Origin of the sequence: Shewanella sp. SW1, assembly GCF_025653545.1 — a bacterium.
GTDB classification, from domain to species: Bacteria; Pseudomonadota; Gammaproteobacteria; order Enterobacterales; family Shewanellaceae; genus Shewanella; species Shewanella oncorhynchi.
The window spans coordinates 409617-434048 of the sequence record NZ_JAKKSG010000001.1 but is presented as its reverse complement, the minus strand read 5'-3'; the positions used below and the strand labels follow the sequence as shown (position 1 = coordinate 434048).

The following is a 24432-nucleotide window of genomic DNA, read 5'->3' as shown; positions in this document are numbered from 1 at the left end:
TTTAGGTAAATCTCGCCAAGGGATACCTGTTCTAAGGCGGTAAAGAATACCTTCGAATGTTTGTCTATGTTCAGGTTTGTCATAAACACGGCCTGTGCTTTTCATTAAATGAAATAGCTTTTCCCAGCGTGCATCGGTTAGCATAAGTCTTGGCATGGCTTGAGGTTATGGTTACTTTTGGCGAAGCAAATTATAACGTCTTGCCATGCTGTCTAAAAATTACTCTCGAAAGATCAACAGACCCTAGTACCGACAGAAAACTTCGTGACGAAGCAACAAAAGCGCTAGTTTGCTTGTTAAATAATAATATCGGTATATTAATTGATGTATTAACCGAATTTGAAGGTGTAAACGATCCATACATATATGAACGTCTATTTGCGACAGCCTACGGCTGTGCATTGTTAAGCACGGATAAAGCTTCCCTCAAATCATTAGCAAATTACGTTTTTATCACAATCTTTGATACAGAAAGTGAAGTGTACCCGCATATCTTACTTCGTGACTATGCCCGTGGAGTTATCGAATACGCACAACATTTGTGCAAAGATCTAAGTATCAACATAAATAAGTGCCGTCCACCATATCAAAGTAATTTCCCCACTAGCTTCCCAACGAATGAGGAACTTGATACAAAATATAAATTAGACTTTGACAAGAACAAAAGATACCTCTACTCCCAAAATAATATTTTAAGTTCAATGACCACTGAGTACGGACGGGGTCTTTGTGCTTATGGTGATTTTGGTCGATATACCTTTCAATCAGCCCTTAGAGCTTGGGATGTAAATCCTGACGAACTTAGTAATATAGCAGTGGAGTGGATATTCGAAAAATATGGGTATAACGCCGAGTTGCACGGCGAATTTGATAGCAGAATAGGCTCAGGTAGAGGCCGAACTTCAAGTAGTGAACGTATTGGTAAAAAGTACCAATGGATAGCTTTACATGAAGTATTAGCACGAGTTTCTGATAACTGTGTCATGAAATCTGATCAAGGATGGCAAGAGAATAATACCGAACCTTATCAAGGTACTTGGCAACCATTTGTTCGGGATATTGATCCCTCAATGCTTCTTAGATATTCCGAATGGGAAGATGAGTCCACAGAAACTAAATGGTGGCTAACTGAACAACACGAAAACTGGGCAATAAGTGACAAAGAATGGATTCACGATCATAACGATCTGCCAAACCCTGAAGCATTAATTTCGGTTGTTGATAACAACAATCAAGAGTGGCTGGTACTAGAGGGGTATCCTGAGTGGGCAGAACCCAAAGTTCTAGGAAAAAAACAGTGGGAGCACCCTCACAAAAGAATGTATTACCACATTAGAAGTTACATTGTGTCAGAAGACGAATGTCAAAACTTGTATGCATGGTCTACCAAGCAAGACTTTATGGGTAGATGGATGCCAGAAGCCTCTGACAGATACCAAGTTTTTGACCGTGAATACTATTGGTCTAAAGCTCACCAATATTTTAATAACTATTATTATGGTGGTTTGGAGCACCATGAAATAGATTTAAAAGGAGAAAGCAATAATAAAATTGAAGTTATCTTAACAACTTGTAATTATTTATGGGAAAAAGGTATTGATGGCTCTATAGAAGGTTCCCTAAATATTTTGAAGCCATCTTCCTTCATATACAACGGCATGGGTTTAAAGCCAACTAAGAATGTTGCCGAGTTTGTAAATCAAAATAATGAACTATGCTGTTTCAGTCCGTCAATTGCAGTCAAAGACAAGGCTTATTTGTTAGTAAATAAACGGTTATTTTTAGAATATTTGGACTCAAACAAACTTAAAGTTGTATGGACGTTCCTCGGTGAAAAAAACATCATTGGAGGTTTCAGATCTGATGAATATTCAGGCCGTCTTGAAATAACTGGTGCCTATAAGCTTAGTGCCCAAGGCCTTGAGGGTGTAATAAACACAAAAATTACTTAGAACAGTACATGGGCTCTAATAACGTCCTCTCTTATTTGTAAAAAATAAAAGGGCACTGCAATAGCCAAATTTATTTATAACGTTTTAGTTTTTTACATTCTCTCCCTTAACTCTCGTAGCTCTGCCGGCGAGAGTTTCCCAATCTCTCTAACCAACCAATCCACCTTTGACTCCTGAACATAAGTCCCCAACAGCTGCGCCGTGGTGATCCCAAGCTCAGCCCTAACATTCTCAACATCTAAGTGGGCATAGGTGCTTGCTGTGATACAGGCTATTTTTTAAATATTTGCCTAACGGCAGAGGACTATGGCGGAGTAACTTATTGGTAGTTTGAATATTACCACAGCGCATCACTTAGAGATGCACAAAGACTGATAGCCACTTATTGTTCTGCATTGCTTCAAAAATCAATAATGAGTAGACTTTACTCAACCAACTGTTTAAAAAGAATTTAAAAAGCATGGATCAGCTACTGTTACGCTCTGCCGAGTACGAAAACTTTGTTTATGGGCTTCTATCTAATCCAGAAGCTCAACCATCAAAGCGCACAGAGGGAGCACGCATCCTGTGTGCTGTTTCGATGGAACATGCGCAGAGCATTAAGATCCTTATGCACTCACATGCCTTCACCTCCGCTTTAGGCCTATTAAGACTTCAGTACGAATCTCTAGTAAGGGCACATTGGCTTATTTTTGCCGCATCAGACAACATGGTTGATAAATTACTTGCAGAGCTTAACAGCGACTCAGCTCAGGCAGGAAATTCAATACCTATGGTTGGAGACATGATGAAATCAATGGAGGGAAAAGCGCCTCCAAATGCTCTTCAGCCGTTACTTGAATTTAAAGACAACTCTTATAAGCCGCTCAGTTCTTACATACATGGCGGCATCCACGCTATCAGTCGTAAGAGTAAAGGATATCCAATCCCATTACTTGAAAATGTACTTAAAAACTCTAATCAGCTTTGTGGAATTACAGGGTACTTTTGGGCACAAATGACTCAGAATCCGTTAGTTACTGCACATGCAATGCACTCTTTTAAGAAATATCAGGATTGTTTTAACTATACACTGTAATTTAATTTGGAATTAAAAATGGAATACATTGATATTGTTACAAAATTGATTGGAGGACTGGCTGCTATTTTTGGTATAGCGTTAACTTTATCTCATCTTTTCGCACAAAAAAGCACAGGTAGGCTTAAGAAGTTCGAAATTTATAAAGAAATTAAAACATACCTTGACGAACCATCTGACAAAAACTTTCCTGTAATCTGCGTAGCATTTAGTTGTTTAATAAGTAGAAACCTCACATTGGATGAAAGTAAATGGTTCATTAATACACCCCACGCATTTAATCATCTGAAAGCTTATAGTGATCAAGCAAGATATATCGAAATCTCAGAAAAAAAAGACTCTTTCAGATATGTAGAAAAATATTCAAGAAACTCAGCAAGACTTTATGAGCACATAAAACTAATAGGTGCATACATATTATCAGCAAGCATCGGAATCATTATTATGATGGTAACACATTCTAAATCTGATAATTTTTTCATTTCGTTTATGGGTTATTTATTTGGTGGAGTATTTATTTTCCTTGGTATTGTAGCATTACTTCAAGATGGTCATTTAAGTAGTGCAAGATCAACAATTAAGCATAAATTCAAACCGTTCAATCGAGTAACGAATAAAAGTAAAAAATCCTCAATTTAATCTAATAAGCAGCTCTTTCCTTTCTTCAAGAGAGAGCTGTTCAATTTCCCTCACCAGCTTATCAACCCTCGACTCTTGAACATAAGTCCCCAATAGCTGTGCCGTGGTGATCCCAAGCTCTGCCCTGACATTCTCAACATCTAAGTGGGCATAAGTGCTAGCTGTGATACTGATATCGCTGTGCCCTAACAACTTACTTGTCGTTTGAATATTGCCACCGCGCATCACACTCCAACTGGCGATGGTTCGCCTTAAGTCATGGATAGTGACATTATCCTCTTTTGCTGTCGCTGACTTTTCAGGGCTTCGCAGCCCTGCCCGTTCAGTAATGCGATACCAGAAACTTCCCTTACCCGCATTTTCGGTGATGTGGCCTGAATGACTACGTTCGGCAGGGAACACATATTTAACGCCGTGAGCGGCTTCATGGCTTCGGCGTTCAAGAATCGCCATCACCTCTTTGGTTAATGGCACCGCATGGGGCTTTTTCGATTTAATCTTACTGGTCGGGATAATCCACACCCCGCGCTGGTGATCTATCTCGCGCCACTCCATGCTAAACACACAGCTTTTACGCTGCCCTGTTAACAGCAATAACATGACAACATCACGGTAAAGTGGCGGCTCAAATTCTAACGACTCAAGTAATGCCCTCACCTCATGCTGATTTAAAATCCGTTCACGCTTCACCGCCGCCAATTTTTTGATGCGGCCAAAGGGATTGATTTGTTGCTCATTGAACATCGACTTGAGCAAGGTCAGGCATTTGTTACGCACAGCGGCAGAGTTTTTGGTGATAATCAGCTTAAGCAGGTTTTCAGCTTCGACAGCGGTGATGCTTTCAACGGGTAAATGAGCAATGCGCGGTTGAATGTGGTTCTTCCATGTGGATTGAATATCCTTAAGGGAATTGAGTCGCCGCTCACCCGTTTTGATTTTGACCATAAACTCAGCTTCGAAGGAATCAAACAACTGTTGAACGCTGATCGACAGAGCTTCTTTGCGCTCAGCCTCTTGTTTTGCAAGGCGCTTTGCCTCATTCGGATTCACCCCTTCAGCCAAGTCTACGGCAATATGCTTGGCCTGTTTACGGGCGTTCTCTATGGTTAAATGCGGGAACTCCCCGATCGTCACTGTGACGTCTTTACCTAAATGCTTGCGGCGAAAGCGAAAAACCTTTTTTCCCGATGGAAAAACATCTAAGATTAAGCCATTAATTGAGTCTCTATGGCCGAAATCCGCAATTCTGAAGCATTTTTGACCGATTCAGAGCTGTTCGAAAGCACGTTTTGTGAAGCTTGTTTCAATGTTCATAATGGCTTAGCCTTAAATCCTATGCAGCCTATGTGACACTATAGGGATTAATTTAGACTAAAATACAGTAATTTGAGTTAATGTCAAAACCACATAAAATACACTTAACAACATGTTTTATAATGATTTATTAATTTCAGATAATTTTCGTTAATATCGCGAACCATCTCCTGCGGAGAGACCGCGATTCACTTTTTAATATTAAATTTCAATAAATTACAGAACCTAAAATTTTTTGACTGCTTATGTGCAGCCATAGGAATGACAGTTTTTAGAAATTTTTTCGTAACATTTCCAAAAATCCCCGTTTTGCCCTTTTCATCTCAGTTATGGACAATTAACCCTATTTCTAATACTTGCCCTATGAGTTAACGAACAGGAAAAACAGGTTTGTGACGGAAATTTCATCGCCAAAAAAGTTCACTCACCCACTCGAAGATATCATCGAATCCCAAGATTCCGAATTGGAATTTACAGCAACCTACTTAGGTTGCTTTTTTATGTCTTTAATTTGGTCTAAACCTGACATCATCACACATTTAAAACCACAAAAACAAAAAGGACCTCCTGAGAGGTCCTTAATTAACAAGCCATTTGACTTACAAGCGAATACCTACTTGCTCTAAATCTTTAGCAACTACGCTATTAGGCACTGGCACATAGCCATCTTTCTCTACCACTTGCTGACCTTGCTTAGACAACACATAACGCAGGAATTCTTTTTCCATTGGTGCTAAGTCTTTGTTTGGTTGCTTGTTCACGTAAACGTATAAGTAACGTGATAGTGGGTAAGTACCATTAGCCGCGTTTTCAGCTGTAGCTTCGATAAACTCATTACCTTTCTTAGCGATGGCAACAGCTTTAACACCTGCAGTTTTGTAACCGATACCTGAGTAGCCAATCGCATTCAAAGATTGAGAAACAGATTGCACAACAGAAGCTGAACCAGGTTGCTCGTTTACGTTAGCTTTAAAGTCACCTTTACAAAGCGCGTGCTCTTTAAAGTAACCGTAAGTGCCCGATACTGAGTTGCGACCGTAAAGTTGAACGTCTTTGGCAGACCAGTTACCGTCTAAGCCTAAATCGCCCCAACGTTGGATGTCACTGCTACCACATTTGTGAGTTGAAGAAAAAATGCCATCAACTTGCTCAACGCTTAAGCCTTTGATTGGGTTATCTTTGTGCACGAATACGGCTAAAGCATCGATAGCAACACGAATCGCAGTTGGCTTATAACCAAAATGCTTTTCGAACGCTTCAACTTCATTAGGCTTCATCTTACGGCTCATAGGACCGAACTGTGAAGTGCCTTCAGTCAACGCTGGTGGCGCAGTAGAAGAACCCGCCGCTTGGATCTGAATGTTGACGTTAGGGTACATTTGTTTAAATTCTTCTGCCCAAAGTGTCATCATGTTGGCTAAGGTATCTGACCCTACAGATGATAAGTTGCCAGATACACCGCTCGCTTTTTCATAAGTAGGCAAAGATGGATCAATCGATGCCATCGCAGTGGCAGAGAATACACCAGCGGCTGTTAGAGTAATCGCGCCGACAAGCTTTTTCAGTTTCATTATGTGCTCCAGTAGTAAGCTAACTAATTTGTAACTTAAGTTTCTTCAGACGCAGCCAGTATCAATCGCTACAATGACAATTCTATGTCCGTGATATGACACTTAAATGACAATGCACTATTTATCGCTTTTTTCTGTCATTAATACCAATCACATTAAATATCTAATCAGTTCAGAGCCTCACAGGCATTTCAATCCAAGGCGCATTGACGCAGAAATGGTCATTCATGCAACACCGGAGTGGGATGCCTGTGTGGCTCCCGAAGGGCGGCTGATGTTAACGGCATGGCAACGCGCTTTATACTGCGTTAAAGGCTTTCGACAGAGCACCACTCTGCCTTCAAGCCTTCGCCTTGTCTAAAGCGCGTTGAATCCCCGCTGAATGAACAGATATTTAATACTATTGGTATAATAAAGACTCAATAAACCTAGAAATAAAAACAGGCCCTAATGGCCTGTTTTTATTATTTATTGTAAATATTTCACTCACACATACTATTTCTTACGTTCGATAAGATGCAAAGGGATAATAAAGCTAAAAGTACTGCCTTTACCGACTTCACTGCTGATTTTAAGCTTACTGTGATGGTGGTTAAGCGCATGTTTTACTATCGCTAAACCTAAACCACTACCACCGGTTTGCCTTGAGCGCGCACTGTCTACCCGATAAAAGCGTTCCGTTAATCGACCAATATGCTGAGCCGCAATACCTTCACCCGTATCCGTTACGCTAAAGATGGCACCCGTAGCCACACTGCACCACTGCACTGTAATTTTCCCGCCAGGTTCTGTGTAACGAATCGCATTAGAAATCAAGTTAGAACAGGCACTTCTCAGCTGTAATTCATTGCCGTGAGAATCAAGTCCAGGCTCACAATAGAAACTCAATTCATACTTATCTTGTGCCAGCGCCTTAGCTTCCTCCTTGAGCACCTCCATCAACTGCGTCATATTCACAGTGTTTTCGAGGTTAATATCAGCCGCATCTTCAATTCGCGATAACATCAATAGCTGTTCGACCATAGATTGCATTCGTCGTGTCTGCTGCTGCATCAATGCTAACGGCTTGACGTTCATCGAATCAGGCTCAGCCATGCTTTGCATCATTTCGAGGTAACCCTGTAGCACAGTGAGCGGCGTTTTTAATTCATGCGACACATTAGCGACAAACTCTTTACGCATTCCCTCTAGCTGACGTATACGAGTAATATCCCGCGCAATTAATAACAATTGTCTGTCACCATAAGCCATGATACGGATTTCAAGTAAACGCTTATCCGATACAGGCGAAGGTAACTCCAGCGGTTCTTTATATTGTGCACTTTTGATATAAGCGGAAAAATCAGGATGGCGGATTAAATTATCGATTCGTTGACCATTATCCTGCGGCCACACAAAACCGAGAATCAGTTGCGCTAACTTATTACACCATAAAATATTATGCTCAGAATCAAGCACCACAGCGGCATCGGGCAGCGCTTCAGCGCCTTGACGGAATCGGGCCAACAGCGCGGCTAATTGCCCAACACGGCGGCGATTCTTCCCTTGGAGGCGATAAATGCCGTTAAATATCCCTTCCCAGCTCCCACTGCCCTGCGGCGGCGTGAGTTTTCTATCCCGCCATAACCAAAAGTTAAGCCGTGCTAATTGGCGATAATGCCACAACACTAGACCGAGCAGACCAATAGTGAGTATCCAGAGGGGGCTCCCAACCAATAAACCAATTAGCAAACAAAGCAGTAGAAAAACTGCCAAGCGCGTAAATAACCGATACCCTGAATAAGAGTGAGACATAGATAAACCCAGACATCAGGCTAAATAGGAGGAGCACAAGATAGCCTAAAAGCCAACTTGTGCCTATCTCTTATTCGGCACTATATGCGTGTTGAAAAACGATAACCTGCACCACGAACAGTCTGGATCAAACGATCATGTCCAGATTCTTCAACGGCTTTACGAAGACGTCTAATATGCACATCGACGGTTCTGTCTTCCACATACACATTGGTGCCCCATACATTGTCGAGCAACTGTTCGCGGCTATAGACACGTTCTGGGTGCGTCATAAAAAAGTGCAATAAGCGAAACTCAGTAGGCCCCATATCGAGTACCGTCTCACCCACACTCACCCTGTGGCTCACGGGGTCGAGCAGTAAACCTTGCACATCAATGGTTTCCTCTAAACGGGTAGGAGCACTGCGGCGCAATACGGCCTTAATACGGGCGACCAGCTCTTTAGGGGAAAAGGGTTTAGTGATGTAATCATCGGCGCCGACTTCGAGGCCTTTGACTTTATCTTCCTCTTCACCACGGGCGGTTAACATTATGATCGGAATTTGGCGGGTAAACTCATCTTGTTTCAAGCGTTTCGCCAGTTGAATACCACTTCCGCCAGGAAACATCCAATCCAATAAAATCAGATCGGGGTAAGGCTCCTTTAGCAGCGCAATGGCCGAATCAAAATCCTCCGCCGCAGAGGTCGTAAACCCATGCTGTTCCATTACAAAAGTCAGCATCTCGCGGATGGCTAACTCGTCTTCTACTATCAATATCCTTGCAGTCATAAGTGATTTTCTGTCAGTGAATGTCAACACGGTTATTATTAGTCATTTTTATTACAGATTTATGAATAAGCGCACCGCGCAAGCCATATAGTAGCGATATTTGTCATAATGAGTTTATATAACTGTTTGTTTATGGCAATAAAAAAGGAGGCTGCATGCCTCCTTAATTAAACCTTGATACCGGATTTAGAATTTGTGTTCTAAACCAACACCAATGTATTTGTCATCATCAGAAGAAGCTTCGAATGAACGATTAGTGTAGAAAGCTAATAATTTCGTTGGCTTACCTAAGCTGTAATCGGCACCCACTGACCATGAATCACCTTTGTCTTCCATATCTTGGAATTGTGCTTTCAAAGTGACTGCCTTGATATCATAAGCCGCACTGAACAGGTAACCGTTAACGCTATCAGTCGTCACCGGCAGTTCGTCTTTATAGGTCTCTTCCTGCTGCTGGTACATACCACCTAAGGTGAAACCAGCGATTTTACCTTGTACCGTAGCACGAATAATTTCATAACCTTTAACATCTGAATCGTAAGCGATAGCCGCATAGAAAGCTGATTCTTTCAGTTTAGCGTCACCGTACATGGCCGCTAAGCTGAAGCCGTCTTGACCTTGTTGATTGGCATCGCCTTCCGCCACATAGGTTGCGCCGAAGACGAAACCACCAAATGAAGGTGTTAAATAAGTTGCCGTTTGGCTTAAACGGTTTTCGCCTTTGAACAGGACTTTAATGTCGCCAGTTTCATATAAATCGTTGAATTGGTCAACGCCACCTTGAGAGGTTTTCAGCAGGGTGTCGTTACGACCCACAGAGAACGAACCAAAGGAGCCTTTCAGGCCGACGAATTGATTACGGGCTGTGAAGTTGTTGCTAGTCTCAGCGCCAGTATCAACTTCATATTCAATAGTATAGAAGGCTTGTAACGAGCTAGACAGTTCGAAATCACCCTTCACACCAAAACGAGAAGCATTACTTTGAATAGTTGTTGTAGCATCACCTTTCTCATCATTTGATTGAGCAGTGACATTCAACTTACCATAAACAGTCAGTGGCTCAGCGGCATTAGCTGAAGCCAGAGTTGCAGAAGCTAGCGCAGAAGCAAGTAGAGTTTTACAAAAAACGTTCATCATTTAATCCTTTCGACGTTATGTTCGTCTTGGTTATTGGTTTGGAACGACCGAAAGTTTGCAATGAATGTGTTTCAATTTTATTTCAATTGTGACCATTAACGTTGGTGTGCAAAAAAACTGACGAGAAGCCAGGCATAAAACCCAGTAAAAATGCAGGCTGCAGCTAAGCTAATTATTATGTTACAGTTTAATGAATTCTGATCTTCCGTTAAAAATCAGCTATTGAACACAGGTTTACCCCGCCCAAACTATGCCGTAAACTGCCACTTTAATTTTCAATGGGCGCCTCTTATGTGGTTTAAAAATCTTACTCTTTATCGTTTCAATAAACCTTTTGCCGTCGAAACCGAAGCGCTAGAAACTGCGTTGGCCGATTTCACTTTCTCCCCCTGCTCAAGCCAAGATGTCAGTAAATTTGGTTTCTCAAATGCGTTAGGCAAAAAAGGCAGTTCTTTGGTCCATAGCGCTGACAATCGCCATCTGATCTGCGTGACTAAAGAAGAGAAAATTCTGCCAGGCCAAGTCATCAAAGAAGCCTTAGAAGAAAAAGTGGCTCTCATTGAAGATGAAGAAAATCGTAAACTGGCGAAAAAAGAAAAAGATGCGCTAAAAGATGAAATCATCACTAGCCTACTGCCACGCGCTTTTTCGCGCCGAAGCCAAACCCACGCCTTGATTTTACCTGAGCTAGAAATGATCCTCGTTGATAGTTCAAGTGCCACTAAGGCCGAAGAATTATTAGCGTTATTACGTAAAGCTCTCGGCAGTTTACCTGTGATCCCACTGAGTTTTAAAGCGCCAGTCGAATCCAATTTAACTGAATGGTTAAAACTTGGCAGCGCACCATTACCCTTTGAAATGCAAGACGAAGCCGAGCTCAAATCTGAAGCTGATGAAGGCGGAATTGTGCGTTTTAAGCAGCAGGATTTGAAAGAAGACGAAGTGTTAGCTCACTTAGCAACAGGTAAGCAAGTACACAAGTTAGCGCTGCATTTCGGCCAATCGATTGCACTATTATTGCAATCAGATGCCAGCGTGAAGCGCCTTAAATTCTCTGAAGAGTTTAGAGCAGGGAACGATGAAGTCGGCACTGACGATCCTATGGCCCGTTTAGATGCAGACTTTGCCCTAATGGGCAGCGAGTTAGTCGCCTTGATGCATGCACTCGTGGCCGCCCTTGGTGGACTCGAAGACGCACAAGTTTAAGCAAAACTCGTTAAGCATACGAGAGCTGCGACTCGCTTGTTAGACTGAGCCGTACAAGATAAGAAAAGGCGCCCCCATCAAAATAATGGTGGCGCCTTTTTTATGACGATTTCACTTTAGGTGGCTTTAAGACAAAGGCATTTAAATGCTAAAGATGAAGCCCTAACCACATTAAGCTTTAGTCGCTAACTCGCCTTTATTGTCAAACGGCCAATCAATGCCTAACCAAGTCTTGAAGAAAGCTTTTTGCTGTTTAGTCGCTTTTGCATCCCCCTTGAGCACTAGCTTACCGCTTTGCTGCTCGCCAAGGATGAGCTGTACTTGCTTGATTTTATCGTTGCTAAATAATACCACCTCTACACTATCGCCAACCTTAAAGTCTTTGATGCGCTTATAGAAACCCGCAGCAGTCACCTTGAGACCATTAATCGCTAATACTTCATCCCCCGCAACTATACCCGCTTGCCAAGCAGGACCATTACGCAACACTTGGTCTAACACTAAAGAGCCATGGGTACTGCTCAAGGTCATTCCTGCAAATGCCTCAGCTTTTGAATCTTTACCATAGGACAGATTTAACCCTGCCTGTGATAATAATTCTGGGAAATCTAAACTCATGGGACTATTCACATTGGCTTGCCACCAAGGTGCATAATCTTTGCCGGATAAGTCTTTAAGAATGTACTGAACATCACTAACACCATAGCCTTTTGGTACGCGATGTTCTTGATATAAACGACGGTGCACATCGCGATATGAATACTTAAGCTCGGAGTCTTGCAGCAATGAAAAATCTAAGGCTAAAGAGGTTAAGTAGCCCTCTGAGTAAATATTTACACTGTGGTTAATGGCATAATCGCCACCGATACTGCTCCACTCCCCCGCACTCGCCTCTGCCACAGATTGAGTTTCACGACCTGGATTGAGTTGGTTTTTCTCGACGCGCTTGGCTAAATCTTCGAGGAACTCTTTAACTGTTATGACTCCAGCCCGCAGCAACAACTGATCTTGAAAATAACTGGTAGATCCTTCGGCCATCCACAGTAATTCCGTCATATTTTCATGTTGATAATCGTAGGGAACTAATCCCTCTGGGCGATAAGCCTTCACGTTCCAGGTATGGATAAACTCATGGGATGCTGTGCTAATAAAGCGCAGGTAGTCCTTGCGTTCACGGAAACTAAAGCGCGGCAGCTGAATGACAGTAGAGTTTAAATGCTCTGTCGCGCCACTGGCACCACTCGTTGCATGCACCATATAAACATAACGATCAAAAGGATAATCATCCCAAATCACCTTGGCTTGACCGCTTAAGGCTTTAAGATCTTTTACTATTTTATCCGTGTCATAGTTACCTTCACCCCAAAACACCAATTCATAGTTTTTACCATTAGCACTAAATTGTTTATGGGTACTCATACCAGTTTCAATCGGGGAGTCGATCAACACATCATAATTAGGGGCAATAAAGGAATGAGCGGCCTTACCCGATGACATCCCAGAGTAACTTTGCCAATTTTTAGGCACTTTTAATTCTACGGATATTGGTTCAGAGCGAAATTGCGGACTGTACATGAACACACCGCTAGCATCTAAATAGGCATGGCTCGCGTCAATATGGCGCACCCTTTGGCCTAATTCATTAGCATACAATTGATAACTGACGGTAACACGGGTTGGCTGCGTGAGCGCCACTTGCCATTCACCGCTCGCGGTGCGCTTCCATTGCAGTTCATGACCTTGACTATCTTTAGCACTAAATAAGCGCACACCATCGGCCAAAGGCAATACTTGATATTTGCCCGTCCGCCACACAGGGAGATTCACCGTAAAATCGTTCGTCTTCACTTCAGGAAAAGTGACACTCACTTGGGCAATATGGTGTTCGGGTTTAATAAGGTCGATTTGGTATTTCACATCGGCCAATACTTGACCCGAAAATAATGCGCTCAATATCAAGATTGATAGTCTGTTGGGTTTCACTCTTGCTTCCTTCTGTTATTATGCTTCTTATGATTTTTCCAAGTATAACAAGTCGATGTAGCATCCTCATTAGGCGCTAACAAAAGCTAACAAAATAAGTTCCTTGACTAAAGGAATGAGGAATCACAGTTCAAATGCAAAAACTCACGGTTATTTTATTTACTCTGTTGCTGTCACTGCCTTTTACTGTCCAAAGCCGAGATCTCGAAGCGGATGAGGTTGAGTTAAGAGAATCACCGCAGCAAATGTATGATGCGCTCAACAAAACGATTTCCTTTCCCCTCGCATTTCAAAACCGTGACCAATTTGAGCGCGCAGCCCAAGAGCAAGGTTACAATCCACTCGAATTTGAACAGATTTTGTATTTACTGGCCCGCCTCAATATGGAGCCGAACGTTAAAACCAAGGTCGATTTTCAAAACGCAAAAAGCTTGATTGAACTCCTATCGACTGCGGCGCAATCACCCTACGAACTTGCCATGGTCGCCATGTTAAATGGCCGTTACCTTGGCCGTACTGAACAGAAATATCAAGAAACGATTGGTCTTTATAACGAAGCGCTCACCCGCATCAACGACAGCTATGACATCGAAGCATTAATTCTTAAACACAATATTCATGAACATCTAGGTGGCTTACATTTATTGATCCGCCAAGAAGTGCCAGCACTGATGCACTTCCACACATACCGCGACATTGCCTATAAACTCAGAAACGATTACTTAATCGCGGCGGCTGAAGCGAGGCTTGGCTTTTATTACAATTTTAATCAGCAGCTTACAAAATCATTACAGCATTATAGTGAAGCGATTCGGATCTCTAATCGTTCTAATTACCCTTCAATGAAGACCAATCTGCAATTGCAACTTTCAAAGGTATACCGTGATTTAAAGCAGTGGGATGAAGCGCTTAAAAATGCTCATGAAGCCGCGGCTGGCTTTAAAAAAATGGGCAATGACACTTATCTTTCAAGTTGTATGACTGTGATCGCTATGGTCTATGGCGAACAAGGGGATTGGCATAAAGCGATTGATTACTACCTAAATGCCCAGCAATTAGATGCAAAACGCGGTAACTACATCGCACAGGGGCTTAATTTCCATAATTTAGGACAAGCCTACTCAAATATTAAAGACAATGTTAACGCCCTAAAATATTTACTGATGGCCAATCAAATATTCAAAGAAAAACAAAGCCATCACTATCAAGTTTATAACGAACTCTTAATTGGTGAAATCGCCCAAACCAACCAAGATTGGCCGCTGATGATGGCCCATGCCGATATCGCATTAGCACTCGCGGTCGATTTAAAACTGGTCGATGAACAAAAATCCGCACTCACACTTATCGCCTCGGCGGCGAAGAAATTAGGTGAATTATCAAAAACCATCGATGCCCAAGCCCGTATCATTGAGCTAGGTAAAAAGCCAGCTGAGACAGATAAAGACTCCCCAGTGTCGGCCTCTGCCCTTGCAGAGCAACAGCTAAAACTTGAGCTCAACATGCTACAGGGAAAACTCGTTGAGACAGTGAAAGAAAGCAACAACACTCACACGCTACTGCTCATTTGCAGCCTTATTGCCGGACTCTTGCTGCTCGTGATTATTTTCATGCTACAAAATCGTCGCAAAATAATGGCTAAAAACGCGGCATTAACTCAATTAACGCTGCAGGAACCCTTCACTCACAATTTAGGGTATGCCGCATTATTAGCGCACTTAAGCCATAATCAAAGTCAGGAATCCACAACGGCACTCGCGATTATCGCCTTTCCCACCCAACTTACGGCGGATCTGGACTATGGCCAATATTTTAGTGATGCAGTAACAGCGCAAATTGCCAATCATCTAACGGATGCACTTGCAGCATCTGTTTATGTGGTACGCCAAGGGGTATTTGCGGTTCGGTTCACGCAACCTATTGAGCCGACACAAATACTCAGCCAAGTACGCCTGAAACTCGATGAACAGCAAATCACACATCATTTCCGTCTTGGCTTTGCGCATTTGCCACTTTTAGCGAAATCAGAAATTAAAATGGCCGCGAAATTAAAATTTGAAACAGTGCAGATGGCGCTTGCCTGTGCCCGTAGTTTAGGTGGCAATAACGACTATTATGTCGCTCTCAGAGCCCTCGACTTTGTTCCTTTGAGCTTATTTGCAAATCCGTTATTTTTGCACCTTGAAAAAGGCATTGAGCGTGGATTAATCAGATTAGAGACCAACGGCAATAAAGAGGATATTCGCTGGCCTTGCTGGGAAAATAACCAAGATAGGCAATTACTGGAAAATATTTGATCAATATCGGTAATTAATCACAGAGTCACAGGTAAATCGCATTTGCACTCTACGCCCAGTGTTATAACATTAGTATCATATGAGTTAACAGCTAATCTGGACATAGGATTGTCATGTTTTTTAGCCTTGCAGAGTTAGGACAATACTCAGGATGAAGGATTCAAGCGCTACAGTTTCACAACTTGCCTTGCTGCAACAGAAACTCCATTCGGCCAAACTTGCCCTTGATGAAGTTAATGAAGATAGAAATGCAAAGTTACAGACATTACTCCAATTTATTGGTCACTTAAGCCTCGCCTGTAAAGGGCAAAATCTTGAGCTGGATAATAAACTCGCCAAACTGCGCCATAACTTAAATACGTTTGAGCGAGTCGATGAGGCATTGCCAGAATTAGTTGATGTCGAGCGCCTGCTAAAAGGCCAATATCACCATGTGATGGTACAACTCGAAGAGAGTCGTACTGGTTTGTCACAGGTGATCCGTCAGATCCAACGCGTTAACTCTGCACCTGAAAAGCTCAAAAAAGAAGTCAATTACTTCAAGCAAGATCTGGCTAAACCTTTTCATACTGTGTGGGAATATATACCTAAAGTTAAGCAAATCATTGGCTTCTACGAAACCATATTACAGCTACAATTTAGCGAATCTGAAAAGCTTGATGTCTTACCAAAGCACAGGCAGCTAGCACATGAGCTGGCACAGATGATTTCGGAAATCGAGTTCCGTAAAGATCAACGTGACCAAGTATTAGTGATCAAAGAAGTACTCTCTTCTGAGATTGAAGTTGATAGCTTGCTCGAAGCCTACCAAACCATTTTAGCGTTATTGCTTGATAATATCGCCCGCGAGAAATCGGCATCCCAAGAGTTTTTGTTTGCCCTCAACGATGCCTTAGCCGCGGTACGTGAGGTGGTGAGCGAGTCTTACAATCACAATCAACGTAGCTTCCAATTAAAAACCCAGCTGAATCGTGAGATTAACACCCGCGTCGATAACGCAGGTGAAATCATTATCGATGTGGAAGACGTCGTTGACCTTAAAGCTCAACTAACAGAGCAACTTAACTCTATCCGCTCGGCATTAGCCCGTAAAGAAGCCCTAGAGCAAAGAGAGCAAGCTCTGCTGCGCAAGTCGATGGAGACAATGCGCAAAGAGCTTAATGAGTTAAGTAGTGAGGCTAACACCTACAAAGAGCGTTTGTTTGAACAACAAAAACTCAACTTACTCGACAGCTTAACTCAATTGCCTAACCGTGCTGCATTAGAAGAGCGCATGGAGCTAGAATACCGTAACTATCAACGGCATAAGTCCCCGTTGTGGGTTGCCGTTGCCGATATCGATCACTTCAAAACCATCAACGACAGTTTTGGCCACAGCACAGGTGATAAAACCTTGCAAGTTATAGCAATGGCATTGAAAAACTCCCTGCGAGATACAGAATTTGTAGCCCGCTATGGCGGTGAAGAATTTGTACTGCTATTACCTGATGTGGCCCCTGCTGATATCGCTCAACTTTTAAACAGAGTGCGCGAGAAAGTAAAAAATATTCCATTTAAATTTAAAAATCAGAGAATTACAGTTACAGTATCTATAGGGGCTGCGCAAGTTATGGGAAGTGAACTCATACATGAGACCTTTGAACGCGCCGATGCAGCACTCTACAAAGCGAAACACGAAAGCAGAGACAGGGTTGTGATTGACGTATAATTAAGCCCCACTATACGCCTCCTCTAATCACTCCTGTCATGACGAAGGAGTGGTAAATGATAGTAAAAGTCAGCCCAAAAGGCAGCATGGATCAGCTTTCGCAACTTGAAGTTGATCGACTCAAAAATAGTGCCAAAAGTGCCCTATACCAACTGTACCGCAACTGCTCCTTAGCAGTGCTTGCCGCGGGTTTAAAAACCGACAACTCTAAAGCCCTATTCGAGCAATACCATGATTTCGACATCAACGTTCTACAACGGGAGCGCGGTGTAAAATTAGAACTGATCAATCCCCCCGAACAAGCCTTTGTCGATGGTCAAATTATCACGGGAATTCAAGAGCACCTGTTCTCTGTCTTACGCGATATCCTTTATATCAGTGATAGATATGACTCACTAAAACACATTAATCTGACCAATGCCCACCATATCACCAATGTGGTGTTTGATATTCTGCGTAATGCGCGGGCGATAGCACCGATGAAAGACCCTAATGTGGTCGTCTGTTGGGGCGGACACAGTATTAATGCCATCGAATACCAGTACACACGTGAGGTAGGTTATCAACTTGGCCTGAGGGAATTAGATATTTGTACTGGCTGTGGTCCAGGTGCGATGGAAGGTCCGATGAAAGGTGCGGCGATAGGCCATGCCAAGCAACGGATTAAAAATGCACGATATATTGGCTTAACTGAACCAAGTATTATTGCCGCCGAGCCACCGAATCAAATTGTCAATGAACTGGTGATCTTACCCGATATTGAAAAGCGCCTCGAAGCTTTCGTGCGCTTAGGCCACGGCATTATTATCTTCCCTGGCGGTGCTGGCACGGCTGAAGAATTGCTCTATATATTGGGTATTTTACTTAACGAAGAAAACCAACAAACGCCTTTCCCGCTGATACTCACAGGCCCAACGGAGAGCGCAGATTACTTCATTAAGATTGATGAGTTTATTGCCTCAACCTTAGGACCCGAAGCTCAGAAAAAGTACCAAATTATCATAGATAATCCCACTGAAGTGGCACGCATCATGAAGCAAGGAATGGAGCAAGTAAAAGCCTATCGCCGCTCAACAGGTGATGCTTACCAATATCAGTGGGCACTGAAGATTGAGTCTGAGTTTCAGTTACCTTTTATCCCAAGCCACGAGGTGATGGCAAACTTAGATCTACACTTCCAAACCAACAAAGCCGAACTTGCCGCCAACCTGCGTAAAGCGTTTTCGGGTATAGTGGCGGGTAACGTCAAGTCGGAAACAATCAAGCACATAGAGCGTGATGGCCCCTTCCAATTAAAAGGCGATCCTAAGCTCATGGATATGATGGATAAACTCTTAAGTGCATTTGTACAACAACAAAGAATGAAGCTTCCAGGAAGCGCCTATATTCCTTGCTATCAAATAGTGAAATAGAGAGCGAAGCAACAACAGCCCATGAACAAGTTTTTAATCATCGATGGTCTCAACTTGGTTCGCCGCATCTATGCGGCGATCCCCGATGAATCCGATATGCAAAGCCTCACAGAGCGCGTCAGTTTTGCGTGCACTAAACTGCTGCGTGTGCATCGCCCAACCCATGTAGCTATCGTGTGGGATGGGGATGAAATCTCATGGCGTAAACAGCTTTACCCCGATTATAAGAAAGGCCGTAAACCTATGCCTGAGCCGCTGGCAAAAGGCCTTGCTGCGCTGCAAGATCACTTAACCATGATGAACATTGGATCTATTTATGCGGCGGCTGAAGCCGATGATGTGATTGCCACTCTAGCGATAAAAACCGCCAAAGCGCAGGGGGAAGCCATTATAGTGTCCACCGACAAAGGTTTTAGTCAGCTCAATCATCGCCGAATCAGCCAGTGGGATCACTTTAATCAGCAGCACTTAGATATCGCTGCGTTGGAACAAAAACTCGGTGTCGAACGCAGTCAATTTCTCGACTTGATGGCATTAGCGGGCGACAGCGGTAATAAAATTCCTGGTATTGCGGGCATAGGCCCTAAATCAGCCGCCGAATTATTGAAAACCTTTAGAAGCTTACCAACCTTGTTTTCATCGCTATCTAACTTAGGCGCTAAACAAGCCAAAAAACTTGCCGAAGGTAAGGAGATGGCAAGACTCAGCTATAAGCTCGCACAGTTACAAACAGACCTGCCACTCAATATTAATTTAAAAGATTTTCGCGTGATGAACTCCTTGCCTGATAATAACTGCCTGCCTGAAAACCCAATCAATCCAGCCTAAACATCTGTTAATATAAAGTTGCAATTAACGCATTTACCTTAGAACAACAAAAGCGTATTTTATGGACGTAATAACGTGACTCATTTAATGAGGTAAAGGAATAACTGTAAATGAAATCAAAAGTTTCGGTAATCATCGGTAGCATTTTCGCCGCCTACGTCGCCTTTGTCGCTGTGGTGGTACTCGTTTATGAACCTACGCCAGATGACATGAGTTGGGAGGACAGACAATCCTATAACAGCCAAAAAATGAACGAGTTAGCGCTAGGGCAAAATATCGTTTCAGTAAAACAGTTACTAGGTAAAGCTGACTTTTCAGAGGCCAAAGCCGTAAAAGAAACCAAGCTACAGGTGCTCTTTTATCGCACTCACCATGAAAAATCAGACGGTGTGACCACGAAAGAGGAATGTACCCCACTGATTTTTGAAAATGATCAATTGATTGCTTGGGGCCAAGATACCTATAAGCAATATCTCGATGCAGATACTGACACAGCCCTCAGCTCTGCCCAAGAGACATTAACCAGTAAATAAATACAACTGACAGTTAAATAAAAACGCCACCGAATCGGTGGCGTTTTTATTTTGACAATCAACGAATTGGCTCAATTGTAAAACAACTAAGCCAATTGCCTATTCATCATCGGCCTTATACTCGACATAGGCTTCACCTTTGCTGAGCCATTCTGGCGCAGGTTTTCCCTTCAGATAATGGTCGAAATATTGCATCATGCGAATGCTGTAATCGAGCTTGTTCGGGTACTTTTTCAAGTGATGCGGCTCATCCTCGTATTGCAAGAACACCACCTCTTTACCTGCACGGCGCATAGCTAAGTACATTTCAACACCTTGTTCCCAAGGCACTGCATCGTCCTTATCACCAAACATGATCATCAAAGGCGTTTGAATACGGTCAGCATAAAATACTGGCGAATTTTCAATGTACTTTTGCGGCGCGGCAAACAAACTTGCGCCAATACGACTCTGTCCGGTTTCATATTGGAACTGACGCGCAATGCCTGTGCCGTGGCGAATACCGCTATAGGCACTGGTCATGTTCGATACTGGAGCACCTGCAACCGCCGCCTTAAACATCTTAGTTTGAGTAATGGCAAACGCCGTTTGATAGCCACTCCAAGAATGACCTTGCAAACCAATAGCATCGGGATCGGCAATGCCTATCTCAATCAGCTTTTGCACGCCAGACGTGAGCGCTTGTACTGAGCTCGCCCCTGGGTAACCAATTTCAAAGCGAATGTCCGGTAGAAACACCGCATAGCCATTATTGATGTACCAAGCAAAGTTAGGTCTGTGGTTAATGTTCATCTGCGGGAAGGCATGCAGTCTATCCGTCATAAAGCGATAGTAATAAACCAGTACAGGATAGCGCTTACCCTCTTGATAATTGGTCGGCTTGATCAGCACGCCATCTAACGGTTTACCATCGCCATTTGTCCAGTGAACTAACTCGGATTGGCTCCAGTTAAAGGCTTGACGCTGCTTATCTAAATCGGTTTGCTTAACTGCATTTTGCGGTGCGCTATAGTTAGCCGTATACAAGTCAGGGAATAAGTCAAAACGCTCCTTAGAAAACACGATAGTGTCAGCGTCTTTACTGCGTCCCAATACTGTCAGCTTATACTCACCTTGCATCAACGTCTTCACGCCCGCTTCGCCCAAGGTGGCTTGATAAAAACCATCGGCCTTGGTTTTATCACTATAACCGTGGAGTAAAACCGTAGCGTTATAGGCAAGCTCTGTCGGCTCATCGGGATTATCGACTAAGCCCTCAAGGCGATATTGAATTTTCTGGGTGCGCCCTTTACCTGCGGTTAAGGCAAAACCCGCCTTAGATTCGGTATTAAACTGCCAAACATCGTATTTGTCGTAAACCAAGAAACCCGCATCATTTTTAAGCCAAGGACCAAAACCATATCCTGGAGCACTGGATGGATAATCGTGGTCTTCATCGGCAAAACTGACCTTTAGGGATTTTGTGAGATTAGTGCGACGGTCCTGTGCAATATCATAGAGATACACATTACCTTGCTGATAATAAGCCACATACTTGCCATTTCCCGACAGCGTAGGCTCGGCATCACTCGGCTGTTGTGTCAAAAATGGCACTTTACTGCCAGTATTAATATCGACCAAATAATAATCTTGGTAGAACCCTGCCCACGTCGCCATCTTGCGATAGGGCAAATCTGAACTGGCCAACATAAAACGTTTATGTTGTGAAATCGTCACATCTGGAACAGTTTTATCGCCAAGCTGCACCACGTTATTCGAACCTAAATGCAATACCGCAAGGTAAGTGCGTTTTTGCTCGTCCTCATATTGCTTGATTTCATTAGGCTTAATACGAGGATCATCCCCATGCCATACCTTAAGCCCACGCTGTCCGGTGACAATATTTGTATCGAACAGGTCTTTTTCTTCGGTGATCTTCTGCAAACTGAGCTGTTGACTCACCTCAGGTACGCGGCCAAAGAACAGCCGTTCGCTATCCAATGAGAAGCTTAAGCTAGTGTAGCGATTCAGTTTCCACTCGGGTGATTCAGGGGGGTTACTGATTTTGCCCGACTGCAAATCGACCAGCGATAACTGATAGCTGCGGCCATAGGGCAATTCACTGTCTTTGCCCTGCGTAAATGCAAGCCAACGACCATTTTTAGCCAGCGCTAACGCACCAATCTGTTGGCTAAGCGAATCAAAGGCAACGGTTTTTTTGTGAGTGTTTAAATCGACTAACTGCAATTGATGTTGCTTATTGGTGATATCGTTCACTGCCAGCGCGAGTCTACGGCTTGCCTTATCAAAAACATAGCCAGTAACCTGCTCGACATCAATTCGCTTTGTTTGGTCTTCTAAACTGAGCAACGTAAAACGTCGACCTTGGTCAAACTTATCGACCTTTGGCTTATCAATATTCGCAGGGCTTTGTGTGCCTGCTTCAGCGAGTTTTTCGGTAGTTTTAGGCTCAGCATCTTTTTTGGACTCTTCATCAGCCTCAAACCAAATCGCCAGATGCTTACCGTCATCACTGAACACAAATTCCTTCACACGCTCGAAGCGAGTTTGCGTGCCAGTTTGAGTATCGAGCAACACCATGTCGGATTTGAGTTTTTTCTTCGCCTTGGCATCACTCGTTTCACGCGTGAGCAAACTCGGTTTAACCACCACAGCTACATAACGACCATCGTGGTTCACCAAGGGATCTGACCCCCCCGCGATTTGATAGCTTTGCTGCGACAGGACATTTTTCACAATGACGTGACTATCCCCGCGATCGGGCGCAGACTCGACCGCGATGACTTGCCCCTTATCTGAGATAACCGGCTTTTCAAGGGATTCAAAATGCATAATGTCTGTTAGGGTGAGCGGTTTAGTGCTGGTTTCAGCCTGCACTGCTGGCAATATTCCAAGGGATAACAAAACCAGGGATGTGATAGGGATTAACTTCAATGTCTTCCTCTTTTATATATTTGTTAGACTAAAGTAGACTTTTTTAACCATTGGCTCTCCATCATGGTGAGAACCCAGTATTTTTACAAGTTATACCACATAAAAAATCGTGATATTGCTCACTATTTCCTGTGAAGTTTGACCAAAGATGGTTAAAATAATAGGCAGAAAAAATACCAAATTCATAGTCCTGCTATCCAGTTAGCACTGGGGCAGACAATTGCAGTAACGACGAACCGTGGAAGGACTTCTCCATGTCAAAAAGAACGATAACCGTAATTCCAGGTGATGGAATTGGCCCAAGTATTATTGATTCAGCCTTAAAAATTCTTGATAAAGCGGGCTGTGATTTTGAATATGAATTTGCCGATGCCGGCCTGACTGCACTTGAAAAGCAAGGCGAGTTACTGCCAGCACGCACTTTAGAACTCATTGAAAAAAACCGTATCACGCTGAAAGGGCCGCTGACGACTCCCGTTGGTGAAGGCTTTACTTCTATCAACGTAACCTTGCGTAAAAAATTCGGTCTGTATGCTAACGTACGCCCAGTACTGTCTTTCAAAGGTACCCAAGCCCGTTACGAAAATATCGATATCATCACAGTACGTGAAAACACCGAAGGCATGTATTCTGGCCATGGTCAAAAAGTGTCTGAAGATGGTTTAACAGCCGAAGCAACCAGTATCGTCACTCGCCAAGGTGCCGAGCAAATCGCCACTTTCGCCTACGAACTAGCTCGCAAAGAAAACCGTAAGAAAGTCACTATTGTACACAAAGCCAACATCATGAAGTCAACGTCAGGCCTGTTCCTGAAAGTGGCCCGTGAAGTGAGCCTACGTTACCCAGACATCAAGACAGAAGAAATGATCGTCGATGCAACGTGCATGAAGTTAGTGATGAACCCAGAAAACTTCGATGTGATCGTGACGACCAACCTGTTCGGTGACATTTTATCGGACCTGTGTGCCGGTTTAGTGGGTGGTTTAGGTATGGCGCCAGGCGCAAACATTGGCCGTGATGCCGCGATTTTCGAAGCCGTTCACGGTAGTGCACCGGATATCGCGGGCAAAAACCTTGCAAACCCAACCTCAGTGATTTTAGCGTCTATTCAGATGCTGGAATATTTAGGTATGGCTGACAAAGCTGAGCAAATCCGTAAAGCGGTATCTGCTGTCATTGAAGAAGGCGACCGTACGACTCGCGATTTAGGCGGCACTCACGGCACGACTGACTTCACGCAAGCGGTGCTTGAGCGTCTGTGATCTCAATGCTAAGC

Annotated in this window: 18 protein-coding genes; 10 read left to right on the top strand and 8 right to left on the bottom strand. The window is 43.3% G+C overall.

Going from position 1 to position 24432, the window contains the following annotated elements; all coding sequences use genetic code 11:
• Window positions 1-156: transposase (locus tag L5M71_RS01930; RefSeq protein WP_259573881.1), on the bottom strand; the 156-nt coding region annotated here is incomplete at its 3' end.
• On the opposite strand from L5M71_RS01930, the gene L5M71_RS01925 reads away from it, so the two are divergent.
• The 3 genes from L5M71_RS01925 to L5M71_RS01915 all read left to right on the top strand — a co-directional run bounded on the left by L5M71_RS01925 (window position 150) and on the right by L5M71_RS01915 (window position 3669).
• Window positions 150-1952 carry a hypothetical protein gene (locus L5M71_RS01925; protein ID WP_263206133.1) on the top strand — a complete coding sequence of 601 codons (1803 nt, stop codon included), beginning with the start codon at window positions 150-152 and terminating at the stop codon, window positions 1950-1952. The two genes, L5M71_RS01930 and L5M71_RS01925, sit on opposite strands and share 7 nt — an antisense overlap.
• 460 nt (window positions 1953-2412) lie before the next feature.
• A complete protein-coding gene (locus tag L5M71_RS01920) occupies window positions 2413-3030 on the top strand; it encodes a DUF6988 family protein (protein ID WP_263206130.1) in 618 nt (205 codons plus the stop codon).
• Between the two features lie 18 nt (window positions 3031-3048).
• Window positions 3049-3669 carry a hypothetical protein gene (locus tag L5M71_RS01915; protein ID WP_248067322.1) on the top strand — a complete coding sequence of 207 codons (621 nt, stop codon included), beginning with the start codon at window positions 3049-3051 and terminating at the stop codon, window positions 3667-3669.
• Here the strand turns inward: L5M71_RS01915 and L5M71_RS01910 are convergent.
• The 5 genes from L5M71_RS01910 to L5M71_RS01890 all read right to left on the bottom strand — a co-directional run bounded on the left by L5M71_RS01910 (window position 3661) and on the right by L5M71_RS01890 (window position 10255).
• Window positions 3661-4887, bottom strand: a complete 1227-nt coding sequence (locus tag L5M71_RS01910; protein ID WP_263206154.1) for a tyrosine-type recombinase/integrase — start codon at window positions 4885-4887, stop codon at window positions 3661-3663. The genes L5M71_RS01915 and L5M71_RS01910 overlap by 9 nt on opposite strands.
• Window positions 4888-5582: 695 nt before the next feature.
• Window positions 5583-6554, bottom strand: coding sequence for a PstS family phosphate ABC transporter substrate-binding protein (locus L5M71_RS01905; protein ID WP_113941039.1), 972 nt, complete (start codon window positions 6552-6554; stop codon window positions 5583-5585).
• Between the two features lie 495 nt (window positions 6555-7049).
• Entirely contained in the window at window positions 7050-8348 is a 1299-nt protein-coding gene (gene phoR, locus L5M71_RS01900; protein WP_263206128.1) for a phosphate regulon sensor histidine kinase PhoR, read from the bottom strand.
• 80 nt (window positions 8349-8428) lie between these two features.
• Window positions 8429-9118: a phosphate regulon transcriptional regulator PhoB gene (gene phoB, locus L5M71_RS01895; protein WP_007646631.1), complete on the bottom strand. Its 690-nt coding sequence runs from the start codon at window positions 9116-9118 to the stop codon at window positions 8429-8431.
• A gap of 186 nt (window positions 9119-9304) precedes the next feature.
• Window positions 9305-10255: a porin gene (locus tag L5M71_RS01890; RefSeq protein WP_263206124.1), complete on the bottom strand. Its 951-nt coding sequence runs from the start codon at window positions 10253-10255 to the stop codon at window positions 9305-9307.
• A gap of 291 nt (window positions 10256-10546) precedes the next feature.
• Here L5M71_RS01890 and rdgC point away from each other — a divergent pair, with 291 nt between their 5' ends.
• Window positions 10547-11461, top strand: a complete 915-nt coding sequence (rdgC, locus tag L5M71_RS01885) for a recombination-associated protein RdgC (RefSeq protein ID WP_113941038.1) — start codon at window positions 10547-10549, stop codon at window positions 11459-11461.
• Window positions 11462-11632: 171 nt separating this feature from the next.
• On the opposite strand, the gene L5M71_RS01880 is transcribed toward rdgC, so the two are convergent.
• Window positions 11633-13444, bottom strand: coding sequence for a M61 family metallopeptidase (locus L5M71_RS01880; protein ID WP_263206122.1), 1812 nt, complete (start codon window positions 13442-13444; stop codon window positions 11633-11635).
• A gap of 134 nt (window positions 13445-13578) precedes the next feature.
• Here L5M71_RS01880 and L5M71_RS01875 point away from each other — a divergent pair, with 134 nt between their 5' ends.
• From L5M71_RS01875 to L5M71_RS01855, 5 genes are all read left to right on the top strand, one after another.
• Complete coding sequence (locus L5M71_RS01875; RefSeq protein WP_263206120.1) at window positions 13579-15741, top strand: tetratricopeptide repeat protein; 2163 nt, start codon at window positions 13579-13581, stop codon at window positions 15739-15741.
• A gap of 151 nt (window positions 15742-15892) precedes the next feature.
• The gene (locus L5M71_RS01870; protein WP_105249767.1) at window positions 15893-17449 is read left to right on the top strand and encodes a GGDEF domain-containing protein; all 1557 of its coding nucleotides are present in this window, start codon (window positions 15893-15895) and stop codon (window positions 17447-17449) included.
• A 56-nt stretch (window positions 17450-17505) separates the two neighbouring features.
• Window positions 17506-18861: a nucleotide 5'-monophosphate nucleosidase PpnN gene (gene ppnN, locus L5M71_RS01865; RefSeq protein ID WP_028760679.1), complete on the top strand. Its 1356-nt coding sequence runs from the start codon at window positions 17506-17508 to the stop codon at window positions 18859-18861.
• A 21-nt stretch (window positions 18862-18882) separates the two neighbouring features.
• Window positions 18883-19689: a flap endonuclease Xni gene (xni, locus tag L5M71_RS01860; RefSeq protein ID WP_263206118.1), complete on the top strand. Its 807-nt coding sequence runs from the start codon at window positions 18883-18885 to the stop codon at window positions 19687-19689.
• A 110-nt stretch (window positions 19690-19799) separates the two neighbouring features.
• A complete protein-coding gene (locus L5M71_RS01855) occupies window positions 19800-20222 on the top strand; it encodes a DUF3192 domain-containing protein (RefSeq protein WP_028760680.1) in 423 nt (140 codons plus the stop codon).
• A gap of 99 nt (window positions 20223-20321) precedes the next feature.
• Here L5M71_RS01855 and L5M71_RS01850 read toward each other — a convergent pair whose 3' ends face one another.
• Window positions 20322-23156 carry a S9 family peptidase gene (locus L5M71_RS01850; protein WP_263206115.1) on the bottom strand — a complete coding sequence of 945 codons (2835 nt, stop codon included), beginning with the start codon at window positions 23154-23156 and terminating at the stop codon, window positions 20322-20324.
• A 254-nt stretch (window positions 23157-23410) separates the two neighbouring features.
• Between L5M71_RS01850 and L5M71_RS01845 the strand changes: the two genes are divergently transcribed.
• Window positions 23411-24418 carry an isocitrate dehydrogenase gene (locus tag L5M71_RS01845; RefSeq protein WP_113941031.1) on the top strand — a complete coding sequence of 336 codons (1008 nt, stop codon included), beginning with the start codon at window positions 23411-23413 and terminating at the stop codon, window positions 24416-24418.
• The last annotated feature ends 14 nt before the right edge of the window (window positions 24419-24432 follow it).

Excerpts from the sequence above, each read along its gene's own strand:
- L5M71_RS01920 (WP_263206130.1), top strand. The coding sequence starts at position 2,413 with ATGGATCAGCTACTGTTACGCTCTGCCGAGTACGAAAACTTTGTTTAT.
- L5M71_RS01915 (WP_248067322.1), top strand. The coding sequence starts at position 3,049 with ATGGAATACATTGATATTGTTACAAAATTGATTGGAGGACTGGCTGCT.
- L5M71_RS01905 (WP_113941039.1), bottom strand. The coding sequence starts at position 6,554 with ATGAAACTGAAAAAGCTTGTCGGCGCGATTACTCTAACAGCCGCTGGT.
- phoR (WP_263206128.1), bottom strand. The coding sequence starts at position 8,348 with ATGTCTCACTCTTATTCAGGGTATCGGTTATTTACGCGCTTGGCAGTT.
- phoB (WP_007646631.1), bottom strand. The coding sequence starts at position 9,118 with ATGACTGCAAGGATATTGATAGTAGAAGACGAGTTAGCCATCCGCGAG.
- L5M71_RS01890 (WP_263206124.1), bottom strand. The coding sequence starts at position 10,255 with ATGATGAACGTTTTTTGTAAAACTCTACTTGCTTCTGCGCTAGCTTCT.
- rdgC (WP_113941038.1), top strand. The coding sequence starts at position 10,547 with ATGTGGTTTAAAAATCTTACTCTTTATCGTTTCAATAAACCTTTTGCC.
- L5M71_RS01875 (WP_263206120.1), top strand. The coding sequence starts at position 13,579 with ATGCAAAAACTCACGGTTATTTTATTTACTCTGTTGCTGTCACTGCCT.
- L5M71_RS01870 (WP_105249767.1), top strand. The coding sequence starts at position 15,893 with ATGAAGGATTCAAGCGCTACAGTTTCACAACTTGCCTTGCTGCAACAG.
- ppnN (WP_028760679.1), top strand. The coding sequence starts at position 17,506 with ATGATAGTAAAAGTCAGCCCAAAAGGCAGCATGGATCAGCTTTCGCAA.
- xni (WP_263206118.1), top strand. The coding sequence starts at position 18,883 with ATGAACAAGTTTTTAATCATCGATGGTCTCAACTTGGTTCGCCGCATC.
- L5M71_RS01855 (WP_028760680.1), top strand. The coding sequence starts at position 19,800 with ATGAAATCAAAAGTTTCGGTAATCATCGGTAGCATTTTCGCCGCCTAC.
- L5M71_RS01845 (WP_113941031.1), top strand. The coding sequence starts at position 23,411 with ATGTCAAAAAGAACGATAACCGTAATTCCAGGTGATGGAATTGGCCCA.